Below are 12,256 nucleotides of genomic sequence, written 5' to 3'. Positions count from 1 at the left end.
GCAGGCAAGGAGCAGTAAGCGAGTATGGATGCTGGCGGCAGCTGCAATGCTGCCCTGTGTTGTCGAAGCTCAGGTTTTGCCCGGTGGCGTCAGCGCCGGGCAACTGAATCCGAGCTTGCAGCGCGAGCAGATAGACGCCCAGCAACGTCAGCAGCAGATTGAAGAGCGCGCGCGGCGTATCGAAGTGCCTGCTATTCAGGGCGAACAGCCAGAGCAGGGTGATGCATTGCCCGCCGAGAGCCCGCCTTTCGTGTTGAACGGCATCAGCTTCAACCCGTCGGTGTTCCTGGCACAAGACGAGCTGAGGGAGATTGCCAGCGGCTATGTCGGCAAGGAGATTACCTTTGCCGACCTTAACGAAATGATCCGTGAGGTGAATCAGCGTTACGCCGACAGCGGGCAGTTGACGGCGCGGGCGATCATTCCGCCGCAGTCACTCGAAGACGGACAGCTGCGCGTGGTTCTGGTTGAGGCCAAGCTGGATAGCGTGGTCTTCAGCGGTGAGCAGCAGGGGGTCAAGGAAAGTTTCTACCGCGACCGCTTGAACCTGACCGAGGGAGAAACGCTGGACAGCCCGATGCTGATTGAAGCGATTCGCCGCTTTAACTCAACCAGCCAGGGGCCGCAACTCTCCGCAGGGCTTGCCCCGGGCGAGCGCTTTGGAACTACTCGGGTAGACGTTGAGCGTTTTGAGCCGGACCGCTTTGACTGGTCGTTGTTTGCCAACAACTACGGCAGTGAAGGCACAGGCTACGAGCAGCTTGGCGGCACCTTCAACTGGTTCTCTCCCACAGGCGCTGCAGACAACCTCAGTGCCGTGCTGGTAGGGACCCGCGGCAGTCAGTACATGAACCTGCGTTACACCCGTCCGGTTACCCGCAGTAACGGCTTTGCCTGGATCGAGGCCGGTGCAAACAGCATGGAGATCAAGCGCGGGCCGCTTGCGGACCTCAATATTGAGGGTGACTCAAGCAACTATGGTCTGGGGTTTGATCAGCCTTGGTGGTTGTCGGACCGCTGGCTGCTATTGGGCGGTGTTGGCTATACCTTTCAAACCTCGGAAACGACGCTTGAGGGTGTGACGCTCAGCGAAGTGGATATTCAGGAAGTTTTCGTCAAGGGGCAGTTTGAGTATCGAGCAGCGCCCTGGTACACCCGTTACGAACAACGTATTCGCCAGGCGTCGCCGGATAATGCGCTGACCGGCGACAGCGGCAACTTCACGATTCTGACCGGTGATCTGTACTCATCGCGTCAACTGGGCGAGGCTTACGAGCTGGTCGGCAAGGCCGGATGGCAATATTCGACCCGTCAGGAAGAACTGCCGTCGGCGTTGCACAAACAATTCGGCGGTATCAGTGCCCAGCGCGGCTACGAGCCGGGCATCATTACTGCGCCCTGGGGTGTCAATTTCAGCGTCGAGGGCTATTGGCATCTCAGTCAGCGGTGGCAGCCGTTTGTATTCATGGACTACGGCAGAGCCATGGAGCTGGGTGATGAAGATGTTGACCTGATCAGCGGCGGTGCAGGGGTAAATAGCCGTTGGTGGAATGACCGAGTTTCTGCAAGCCTGCTGGTAGCAGGTGCATTCAAGGACGTAGTGCCCGATCAGGACAGCGGACAGGTACTGTTGCAGCTGGTTTTCAGATAGTCTCGGGCATTGGGAAAAACGCAATAACCGGGTCAGACCCCGGACAGGGAGTAGATGGATGTCAACGCTGTTGCTTTACAAGGAAATCAAGGCGCTTAACCGTGATCAGCATAAGGCGCTTAAGCTGAAGACGGACAAGGGATGCGAGTTTGCAGCGGGGACACACATTGTCCCGCTGGCTGGCCTGGAGTTTTTTCAGGCTGCGCGCAGTTACCCGATTGTGTTTATTGGTGAGGGCGACGGCCTCAGCCCAATTGCGCTGATGGGCCTGAAACAGGGATTGAACAGCTTTGTCGGCGACTCAGGGCAGTGGCGTTCAAATACCTATGTCCCGGCCTTCATTCGTCGTTACCCCTTCGTGTTGGCTCAGTCGGAGAACGACGAGTTCACCGTTTGCTTTGACGAAGGGTATGCAGGCTGGAACGAAGAAGAAGGTCGAGAGCTGTTTGCCGAGTCAGGGGAAAACAGCGCTTACCTCGATGAAATGATTCAGTTCCTGCAGAACTTTACCGCTGAAATGCAGCGCACTCGCCAGTTCGTGTCGATGCTGCGTGAAATGGATTTGCTGGTCCCGCGCACACTGAAACTGACCCACGTCAGTGGCGAGAGCTTTGTGCTGAAGGATTTCCACGCGGTCGACGAGGAGCGTTTCCTCGCGCTTGCCGATGAGCAGGTTCTCGCGTTGAACAAGGCGGGTTTTCTTGGCTGGGTCTACGCTCACCTGATGTCGCTGGGCAATGCCAATCTGCTGTTCGAAGACTATCTGGCGAACAAACCGGCTCAGACCCACTGAGCCAATACGGGGGCGGTATTCACCGCTCCCGATCTTTCTATTCTTCTCCTACAACCTGATTGCGGCCGCTGCGCTTGGCTTGATACATGCGCTGATCGGCACGGTCCAGCAGTGTACTGGCGCTGTCCTGAGAGCGCAGGGTTGCGTGGCCGAGACTGACGGTCATAGGCAATGGCTGGCCGTCAATTTGGAACTGCAAGTGTTCGATTGACTGGCGGATGCGTTCGGCAACCAAGTGACACGCCTCAGCGTCAGTATTGTTCAGCAGGACCACAAACTCCTCACCGCCCAGACGATACAAGCCATCAACGTTGCGCAGCGTGGCGGTGACGCAGCTGACGACGGCTTTCAAGGCTTCATCTCCGTAGGCGTGGCCGTAGCGATCATTGATGCTCTTGAAGTGGTCAACGTCGAGGACCAGCAGGGACAGCGGCTGACCGTTGCGGGTGCTGGAGCGAATATCGCGCTCCAGATTCTGGTTGAGTGCGAGGCGATTGCCTGCCCCGGTCAGCGTGTCGTTTAGCGCACAAGCCAAGGCTTCTCGGTACATCAGAGCATTGCGCAGCGGGAACAGTAAGGTGGCGAGCAGGCCTTCGATGCTGATCAGTTCAGCTTCGGTAAACCGGCTTTGGCGGCTCAGTTGCAGCTCGCCGAGATAGCTGCCGGCATGTGACATTCGGTAGCTGCAGCGGTGGACGCCCTGCTGGCCGTGTGCAACCGGAGTGCTGGAATTGGTGTGACGGTACTCGAGGCCATCCACTTGCAGTAGCTGCTGCAATGCGCCGAAGAACAGGCCAAGCACCCGATCCAGTTCAAGACTGGTTTGCAAGGTCTGGGTCAATTCGCGCTGGGTGTCTTGAAGGCTAACGGTCGGCTTGCCGCTGCGGCGTTTGTGGGCATGGCTTTGGCCAAGCTTGACGCGGGCGGAGTCGAAGTCGATGGTGTTTCCTTGCAGTGACATGATGGCTGATCCCATTGATGTGCTTTGTAGGTTTCAAAGCAATCAATGTGCCATTATAAAAACATGTTAAATATCAGTTGCTTATATATATATTTTGAGGGTTTTGCCGCGTAGGTGGCAAAAAAATGCCGCCATCAGCCGGGAGTGTGGTTGAGTGGCGGCAATACTTCGTCAATATTTCGTCCTACTGTGCGTCCAGCGCTTGGCCATTGCAGTCGCGGCTGTCCGGGCCCAGCAAATAGAGGAACGCCGGCATGATATTTTCCGGCTCGGGGTTGGTCTCGACTGGCTCGTTCGGGTATGCCTTGGCCCGCATGCGGGTGCGGGTGGCCCCCGGGTTGAGGCTATTGACCCGGATGTTGCTGGTGCCGTCCTGTTCGTCTGCCAGAACCTGCATCATGCCTTCCACTGCGAACTTGCTGATCGCGTAGGGGCCCCAGTACGCGCGACCTTTGCGACCGACGCTGGAGGACAGCAGGACGACCGACGCATCACTGGACGCGCGCAGCAGCGGCATCATGGTTTTGGTAAGCAGGAAGGGCGCGTTGACGTTGACCTGCATGACCCGCATCCAGGCTTCGGTCTTGACGCTGTCGAGCAGGGTGCGTGGGCCGAGCTCGGCGGCGTTGTGTACCAGGCCGTCCAACTTGCCAAACGCGTCAAACAATTGGTCCGCGAGGTCTTCGTAGTCTTTCTCTGTGGCTGTTTCGAGATTTAGCGGGCACAGCGCAGGTTGCGGGTGGCCTGCCGCTTCGATGGCATCGTAGACCTCCTCGAGCTTGCTTTGGGTCCGGCCTACCAACACGACGGTGGCGCCGTGAGCGGCACAGCTGAGGGCGCATGCACGGCCGATGCCGTCGCCTGCGCCAGTGATCAGGATGACGCGTCCGGCCAGCAGGTTGGCAGGGGCGGTGTAGTCAAACATGGGGTGTCTCCAGATGACGCCGGCTCAGCAGCCACGGCTGCAGGTCAACGGCGGAATGAACGCTATGGGTGGCCTGCCAGAGGCTGTGGTCTTCGCCGGGCGGCAGATAGCCGTAGAGAGCGGCGATGGTGGCCATGCCGGCGGCATGCCCGGCTTGAATGTCGCGTAGATGGTCACCGACGAAAACGCAGTGCTCAGGGGCGATGCCAATCTCGTTACAGGCTTTGAGTACCGGCTCCGGGTGCGGCTTACCGCGGCTCACCTGATCCGGGCAGACCAGACTGCCGCAACGTTCTGCCAAGCCAATCTGCTCCATCAGCGGAATACTGAAGCGGCTTAGTTTGTTGGTAACAACGCCCCAGGGCAGGCCTTCGCTATCCAGCCAGTCGAGCAGTGGCAGGATGCCGGGGAATGGGCGGGTGTGTACGGCCAAGGCGCGTTCATAGCGGCTGAGAAACTCTTCGCGCAGGGCGTCGAAGCCGGGTTCACCGGGTCGCGTCGCAAAGGCGACCGACAGCATGCCAACCGAGCCATCTGACACTTGAGCGCGGATCAGCTCGGGCGCGACCCTTGGGCGCTGGTGCTCTTCCAGCATGCTGTCGATGACCGCCATGAAGTCATCGACGGTATCCAGCAAAGTACCGTCCAGATCGAACAGGACGCCACGCAGCATCAGGCGTCGGCTCCACGCTGGCAGGAAACCATGTAATTTACGTCTACATTGGCTTCCAGTTTGTAGGTGCGGGTCAGCGGGTTGAAGGTCAGGCCGGTGATGTCCTGCAAGTCCAGATTCGCCTCGCGAATCCAGCCGCCTAGCTCGGCCGGACGAATGAACTTGGCGAATTCATGGGTGCCACGTGGCAGCATGCGCAGAACGTACTCGGCGCCGACGATCGCGAACAGGAAGGACTTCGGGTTGCGGTTGATGGTCGAGAAGAACACCTGACCACCGGGTTTGACCAGGCGGGCGCAGGCGCGGATAACCGAACCCGGGTCCGGTACGTGCTCCAGCATCTCCAGGCAGGTCACCACGTCGAAGGTGCCTGCATGCTGCTCGGCGAATTCTTCGGCGGTGCTTTGTTCGTACTCAACGCTGACGCCGGACTCCAGTTGATGCAGGCGGGCAACTGCCAGCGGCGCCTCGCCCATGTCGATGCCGGTAACTTGGGCGCCGCGTTGGGCCATGGCTTCGGCCAGAATGCCGCCGCCGCAGCCAACGTCCAGCACTTTCTTGCCAGCCAGACCGACGCGCTCGTCGATCCAGTTGGTGCGCAGGGGGTTGATCTCGTGCAGTGGTTTGAATTCGCTGTTGCGGTCCCACCAACGGCTTGCCAGCGCTTCAAACTTGGCGATTTCGGCGCGATCGACGTTAAGACTCATGGGTATCCCCTTTGGCGATGAGTTCAGCCAGGCTGCGGGCCTGCTGGAGAATGGATTGCGTGTCTATTCCAACCAGTTGACCGTCGCGCAGTTTGCTGCGACCGGCGACCCAGACGTCGCTTACCTGGCTGGCGTTGCAGGTGTAGAGCAGCTGCGAAACAGGGTGATAGAGCGGTTGCTGGGCCAGTCCTGACAGGTCAATGGCAGTCAGGTCGGCGGCCTTGCCTATTTCGATAGAGCCGGTTTCTTCGTCGAGTCCCAGTGCTTGTGCTCCGGCGAGCGTGGCCATGCGCAACGCGCTATGGGCATCTAACGCTGTGGGAGCGCCGCTGACGATTTTCGCCAGCATGGCAGCGGTACGCATTTCGCCGAGCATGTCCAGGTCGTTGTTGCTGGCCGCGCCGTCGGTACCCAGAGCCACATTCAGACCGCTCTCCAGCAGGCGTTGAACCGGCATCATGCCGCTGGCCAACTTGAGGTTTGATTCGGGGCAGTGGATCAGTTGCACGCCGTACTCGACCAGTAGTTCAAGGTCTTCGTCGTTTATCTCGGTAGCGTGCACTGCTTGCAGACGGGGGCTGAGCAGGCCCAGTTGCTGCAGGCGGCGTAGCGGTCGCACTCCGCTCTGAGCAACGGCGTCGGCTACTTCGCCGGCAGTCTCATGGATATGCATGTGAATTGGCATATCCAGCTCGTCAGCAAGGGTGCGGATACGACTAAGCGTCTCGTCGCCTACTGTGTAGGGTGCATGCGGGCCAAAGGCGACGCTGATCAGGTCGTTGTGGCGCATCTCGTCACGCAGCCGCAGGCCTTTGGCAATGGCTTCGGCAGCGTCGCGAGCGCCAGGGATCGGGTTGTCGATCACCGGGAAGCAGAGTTGAGCGCGGATACCTGCGTCGGCAGCTGCGGCGGCGGCAACGTCAGGGAAGAAATACATGTCGGAAAAGCAGGTGGTGCCGCCGCGCAGCATCTCGGCAATCGCCAGCTCTGTGCCCAGTCGGACAAAATCGGCGTTGACCCAGCGGCCTTCTGCGGGCCATATATGGTCTGTCAGCCATGTCATCAGCGGGAGATCATCCGCCAAGCCGCGAAACAGCGTCATCGCTGCGTGGCCATGGGCGTTGATCAGGCCGGGGATGAGGACGTGGTCTGGCAGGTCGCGCCGCTCGCGCGGGTTAAGCGCGTTGGCGGAGGCCACCGGCAGAATGCCGACGATGCGCCCTTGATGGACTGCCAGGGCATGATCTTCGAGAACCTGGCCGTGCGGGACAACGGGCACGATCCAGCGTGGCACGATCAGCAGATCGAGCTCGCGGGGCAGCGTGGTCATGTTCAGTTCACCTTGCATCATGGTCGGCAAGTATACCTGCTGGTGGTGCGCAAATGCAGCGTGAAAGTAGCTGTGGTTCGCAACGAATGACAGCGCCGGGATAGGGGGTTCGCTCATGTTGCATGTGGATACGATAGCGGCTGATCAGCCGCTGCAGGGCCTGGTCTGGCTGGCAGAAGGCAGGCTAAGGATGCTGGATCAGCGCGCGCTGCCTGATCGGGTGGAGGTCGTTGAGTGCGGCAATCCGGCACAGGTGCTGGCTGCCATGCGCGATGGCGTGGTTTGTGGGGCAGCGGCGTTGGGGATAGCGGCGGCTTTCGCGTTAGCGCTGGCGGCCCGAAGGCCGGTTCCTCCATCAAGCTGGCTAACGTCGCTGCAACCGCTACTGGACGAGTTGGCGGCGGTGCATCCCATGGCGGCCAACTTGCACTGGGCGCTGGGAATTATGCGGCAGACCATTGTCAGCGCTGGCCCCGGCGACGATATGGCCATGCGTCTTCTGCAAGCGGCGCAAGCGATCCAGGCGGCCGACCGGGAAGCCAATCAGACGATGGCGAGGCTGGGTGTTCAGCTGCTGCGTCGGCACCAGGCGCCGGTGCATCGCGTCATGCTGCATGGCTACGGCGGCGATCTGTCCGGCGGCGGTGGTGGTACTACCTATGGGGTTGCGCGCACTGCCAGTGCGGCGGGGCTGGTTGGCGAGGTGCTGATCAACGAGGGGCGCCCGTTGCTGCCGCGTGCTTCGCTGGGGTTGTCCGAGTTGTTGCGTTCTGGTGCGCCTGCCGCGTTGCACCCTGACGTCGAGGCCGGGAGGCTGATGAAGCACGACGGTGTGACCTGGGTGCTGGTCGGTGCTGAGCGTATTGCTGCCAATGGCGATGTTATCGGCCCGTTGGGTAGTTATTCACTGGCGATTCTGGCTATGCATCACGGGCTGCGTTTTATGGTCGTTGCGTCTACCGCGACGATTGATATGTCGCTGGCAGACGCGGATGAGCTTGGTCCTGACCAGCTCGGCGCTGCTGTGCCCGAAGGAGGAGGGGTTGAGTCGTCGCCGCTGGAGGTGACGCCTGTGGAGCTGATTGACGCGATTGTCACCGAAAAAGGGATTGTCGAGCAGCCAGATGAGCGAAAAATAGCCAGCTTGATGAGCGTTCGTCAGCTTCACTGAGCCAGCGCGGCGGGTGTGCTTCGTGCTCCCGCCAGCGCCTTGTCTGTGGTATCCTCTGCCGCTTTGATCGGGCGGGACGCGTCCCGCTGTGGGCCTTGGCCCGCGGTGAGGGTTGGTCGGCGTGTTCGTCCTCCTTGCGCATGTGACTAATGCTTTTGGCATCAATGGGTTGCCGACAATAAAAGGAATGCCGTTTCATGGGTGAACTGGCCAAAGAAATCCTTCCAGTCAATATTGAAGACGAACTGAAGCAGTCCTACCTGGATTACGCGATGAGCGTAATCGTCGGTCGTGCGCTGCCGGACGTGCGCGACGGCCTCAAGCCGGTACACCGTCGCGTGCTGTATGCGATGAGCGAACTGGGTAACGACTGGAACAAGCCGTACCTGAAGTCGGCCCGTGTTGTCGGTGACGTAATCGGTAAGTACCACCCGCACGGTGATTCCGCGGTATACGACACCATCGTGCGTATGGCGCAGGATTTCTCGATGCGTTACCCGCTGGTCGACGGTCAGGGTAACTTCGGTTCCATCGACGGCGATAACGCCGCGGCCATGCGTTACACCGAAGTGCGGATGGCCAAGCTGACCCATGAGCTGCTGGCTGATCTGGACAAGGAAACGGTTGACTGGGTCCCCAACTACGACGGCAAGGAACAGATCCCCGACGTTCTGCCGACCAAGATTCCGCACCTTCTGGTCAACGGCTCCAGTGGTATCGCTGTGGGTATGGCGACCAATATTCCGCCGCACAACCTGACCGAAGTGATCAACGGCTGCCTTGCCGTTATCAGCAATCCGGATATCAGCATTGATGAGCTGATGGAGTTCATTCCGGGCCCCGATTTCCCGACTGCCGGCATCATTAATGGTCGCGCGGGTATCGTTGAAGCCTATCGCACTGGCCGTGGCCGCATTTATGTGCGGGCGCGCTGCCATATTGAAGATATCGACAAGGTTGGCGGTCGCCAGCAGATTGTTATTTCCGAGTTGCCTTACCAGCTGAACAAGGCGCGTCTGATCGAGAAGATCGCCGAGCTGGTCAAAGAGAAGAAGCTGGAAGGTATTACCGAGTTGCGCGACGAGTCTGATAAAGACGGTATCCGCGTGGTTATCGAGTTGCGCCGTGGCGAAGTGCCAGAGGTTATCCTCAATAACCTGTACGCTCAGACCCAGATGCAGAGCGTGTTCGGCATCAACGTGGTTGGCCTGCTTGATGGTCAGCCGAAGATCCTGAACCTCAAAGAACTGCTGGAAGCCTTCGTTCGCCACCGCCGTGAAGTGGTGACTCGCCGCACCGTGTACGAGCTGCGCAAGGCGCGCGAGCGTGGCCACATCCTCGAAGGCCAGGCGGTCGCGCTGTCCAATATCGATCCGGTCATCGAGCTGATCAAGCAGTCGCCGACGCCGGCTGAGGCCAAGGAACGCCTGCTGGCGACTGCCTGGGCGCCGGGTACCGTAATCGAAATGGTTGAGCGCGCTGGCGCCGAGTCCTGCCGCCCTGACGGGCTGGGTGATGAGTTCGGGCTGCGCGAGGGGCAGTACTATCTGTCTGCCGAGCAGGCGCAAGCGATTCTGGATATGCGCCTGCATCGCCTTACCGGTCTGGAGCACGAGAAGCTGCTGACCGAGTATCAGCAGATTCTGGAGCAGATCGGTGAGCTGCTGCGCATCCTCAACAGCCACGAACGTCTGATGGAAGTCATCGTTGAAGAGCTGGAGCAGGTCAAGGAAGCCTTCGGCGACGAGCGTCGCACCGAAATCGTCGCTTCGCGGATGGATCTGACCCTGGCCGACCTGATTACCGAAGAAGAGCGCGTTGTCACCATCTCCCACGGTGGCTATGCCAAGAGCCAACCGCTGACCGACTATCAGGCCCAGCGCCGTGGTGGTCGTGGCAAGGCCGCAACCGGGGTGAAGGATGAGGACTACGTCGAGCACCTGCTGGTTGCTCACAGCCACGCCACGCTGCTGCTGTTCTCCAGCCGCGGCAAGGTTTATTGGCTGAAAACCTACGAAATTCCCGAAGCCTCACGTACTGCGCGTGGTCGCCCGCTGGTCAATCTGCTGCCGTTGGAAGAGGGCGAGTGGATTACCGCGATGCTGCAGATCGACCTTGAGGCGCTTCAGCAGCAGAGTGCTGAAGAGGGCGATGAGCTGGACGATGACAGCAATGTGATCGAAGGCGAAGTTGTTGAAGCCGAGTCGGATGATGCCGAAGGTGACGACAGCGATGATGATGACAGCGATGAGCCCACCGGCGCCTACATCTTTATGGCGACCGCGCGCGGTACCGTGAAGAAGACCCCGCTGGTGCAGTTCAGCCGCCCGCGCAGCAATGGTTTGATTGCGCTGCGCCTGGAAGAGGGTGACACCCTGATTGCCGCTGCCATCACCGACGGCTCGCGCGACATCATGCTGTTCTCCGACGGCGGTAAGGTCATTCGCTTCAAGGAACGTCATGTCCGTACCATGGGGCGTACTGCCCGCGGTGTGCGCGGCATGCGTCTGCCGACCGGCCAGCGCCTGATCTCGATGCTGATTCCGGAGCGCGAAGCGCAGATTCTGACCGCCTCCGAGCGCGGCTACGGCAAGCGCACAGTGCTGGAAGAGTTTCCGCGTCGCGGTCGTGGCGGTCAGGGCGTGATCGCCATGGTATCGAATGAGCGCAATGGCCCTCTGGTTGGAGCCGTTCAGGTAGTTGATGGTGAGGAAATCATGCTGATTTCCGATCAGGGGACGCTGGTTCGTACTCGGGTCAGCGAAGTCTCCAGCCTGTCGCGCAACACCCAGGGTGTCATGCTGATTCGTCTGGCCGCGGAAGAGAAGTTGGTCGGCCTGGAGCGTGTTCAGGAGCCATCGGAAGACGATATTGAGCTGGAAGAGGAAGCTGCCGCAGAAGGCGATGCACCGCTTCCGGAAGGTGAAGAGCAGCAACCCGTGGATGATCAGGAGTAATCGTGAGTAAGCGTCTGTTCAATTTCTGTGCTGGGCCGGCCGCGCTGCCGGAAGCGGTGTTGCAGCGAGCTCAAGCTGAGCTGCTTGACTGGCAGGGCAAGGGCCTGTCAGTCATGGAAATGAGCCACCGCAGCGATGAGTTTGTCTCGGTAGCCCAGCAGGCCGAACAGGATCTGCGCGACCTGATGGCGATCCCGGACAATTACAAAGTGCTGTTCCTGCAGGGCGGTGCCAGTCAGCAGTTTGCCCAGATCCCGCTCAACCTGATGCCCGAAGGCGGCAGTGCCGATTACATCGATACGGGTATCTGGTCTCGCAAGGCAATTGAGGAAGCATCGCGCTTCGGTAGTGTCAATGTCGCGGGCAGCGCCAAGAACTACGATTACTTTGCGATTCCCGGGCAGAACGAGTGGCAGTTGTCTGCGGACGCAGCATATGTTCACTACTGCCCGAACGAGACCATCGGTGGTCTTGAGTTCAACTGGGTGCCGCAGACCGGTGAGGTGCCGCTGGTGGCGGATATGTCCTCGACCATTCTGTCCCGTCCGGTGGATGTCTCGCAGTTTGGCATGATCTACGCGGGTGCGCAGAAGAACATCGGCCCGAGCGGCCTGGTGGTTGTCATCGTGCGTGAAGATTTGCTCGGCCGCGCCCGCGCGAGTTGCCCGACTATGCTTGATTACACGGTCGCAGCGAAAAATGACTCCATGTACAACACCCCGCCGACGTTTGCCTGGTACCTGTCTGGCCTGATCTTCCAGTGGCTGAAGGAGCAGGGTGGTCTGGAGGCGGTCAAGCGCGTCAATGATGCAAAGCAGAAAACTTTGTACTCGGCGATCGACGCTAGCGAACTGTATACCAACCCGATCAATGTGGCTGATCGTTCCTGGATGAACGTCCCGTTCCGTCTGGCCGATGATCGTCTCGACAAACCCTTCCTTGCGGGCGCCCAGGAGCGTGGTCTGCTGAATTTGAAGGGTCACCGTTCGGTGGGCGGCATGCGCGCGTCCATCTATAACGCGGTGCCGCAGGCGGCGGTTGACGCTCTGGTGGCCTACATGGCCGAGTTCGAAAAGCAGCACGGTTGA

10 protein-coding genes are annotated in these 12,256 nt (G+C 59.9%); 5 read left to right on the top strand and 5 right to left on the bottom strand.

What is annotated here, in order from left to right; genetic code table 11:
• The first annotated feature begins 28 nt into the window (after nt 1-28).
• Nucleotides 29-1,651, top strand: a complete 1,623-nt coding sequence (locus AAFM31_RS05855) for a POTRA domain-containing protein (RefSeq protein ID WP_341706966.1) — start codon at nt 29-31, stop codon at nt 1,649-1,651.
• A 58-nt stretch (nt 1,652-1,709) separates the two neighbouring features.
• Nucleotides 1,710-2,444: a SapC family protein gene (locus AAFM31_RS05850; RefSeq protein ID WP_341706965.1), complete on the top strand. Its 735-nt coding sequence runs from the start codon at nt 1,710-1,712 to the stop codon at nt 2,442-2,444.
• Nucleotides 2,445-2,481: 37 nt separating this feature from the next.
• Here AAFM31_RS05850 and AAFM31_RS05845 read toward each other — a convergent pair whose 3' ends face one another.
• The 5 genes from AAFM31_RS05845 to AAFM31_RS05825 form a co-directional block, all read right to left on the bottom strand.
• On the bottom strand, nt 2,482-3,405 hold the full coding sequence (locus tag AAFM31_RS05845) for a GGDEF domain-containing protein (RefSeq protein ID WP_341706964.1): 924 nt from the start codon (nt 3,403-3,405) through the stop codon (nt 2,482-2,484).
• A gap of 184 nt (nt 3,406-3,589) precedes the next feature.
• Nucleotides 3,590-4,330: a YciK family oxidoreductase gene (locus tag AAFM31_RS05840; protein ID WP_341706963.1), complete on the bottom strand. Its 741-nt coding sequence runs from the start codon at nt 4,328-4,330 to the stop codon at nt 3,590-3,592.
• On the bottom strand, nt 4,323-5,003 hold the full coding sequence (locus AAFM31_RS05835; protein ID WP_341706962.1) for an HAD-IA family hydrolase: 681 nt from the start codon (nt 5,001-5,003) through the stop codon (nt 4,323-4,325). The genes AAFM31_RS05840 and AAFM31_RS05835 overlap by 8 nt, the downstream gene beginning before the upstream one ends.
• The gene (gene ubiG / locus AAFM31_RS05830; RefSeq protein WP_341706961.1) at nt 5,003-5,710 is read right to left on the bottom strand and encodes a bifunctional 2-polyprenyl-6-hydroxyphenol methylase/3-demethylubiquinol 3-O-methyltransferase UbiG; all 708 of its coding nucleotides are present in this window, start codon (nt 5,708-5,710) and stop codon (nt 5,003-5,005) included. Before ubiG ends, AAFM31_RS05835 begins: the two co-directional genes overlap by 1 nt.
• On the bottom strand, nt 5,700-7,040 hold the full coding sequence (locus AAFM31_RS05825; protein WP_341707013.1) for a TRZ/ATZ family hydrolase: 1,341 nt from the start codon (nt 7,038-7,040) through the stop codon (nt 5,700-5,702). The genes ubiG and AAFM31_RS05825 overlap by 11 nt, the downstream gene beginning before the upstream one ends.
• A gap of 115 nt (nt 7,041-7,155) precedes the next feature.
• Here AAFM31_RS05825 and AAFM31_RS05820 point away from each other — a divergent pair, with 115 nt between their 5' ends.
• The 3 genes from AAFM31_RS05820 (at nt 7,156) to serC (ending at nt 12,256) form a co-directional block, all read left to right on the top strand.
• A complete protein-coding gene (locus AAFM31_RS05820; RefSeq protein WP_341706960.1) occupies nt 7,156-8,211 on the top strand; it encodes an S-methyl-5-thioribose-1-phosphate isomerase in 1,056 nt (351 codons plus the stop codon).
• Between the two features lie 197 nt (nt 8,212-8,408).
• Nucleotides 8,409-11,168: a DNA gyrase subunit A gene (gene gyrA / locus AAFM31_RS05815; RefSeq protein WP_341706959.1), complete on the top strand. Its 2,760-nt coding sequence runs from the start codon at nt 8,409-8,411 to the stop codon at nt 11,166-11,168.
• 2 nt (nt 11,169-11,170) lie between these two features.
• The gene (gene serC, locus AAFM31_RS05810) at nt 11,171-12,256 is read left to right on the top strand and encodes a 3-phosphoserine/phosphohydroxythreonine transaminase (RefSeq protein WP_341706958.1); all 1,086 of its coding nucleotides are present in this window, start codon (nt 11,171-11,173) and stop codon (nt 12,254-12,256) included.

The organism is Halopseudomonas sp. (genome assembly GCF_038130085.1).
Taxonomy (GTDB): domain Bacteria; phylum Pseudomonadota; class Gammaproteobacteria; order Pseudomonadales; family Pseudomonadaceae; genus Halopseudomonas.
The sequence above is the reverse complement of the archived record's forward strand: the minus strand, read 5'-3'. Positions and strand labels throughout refer to the sequence as shown.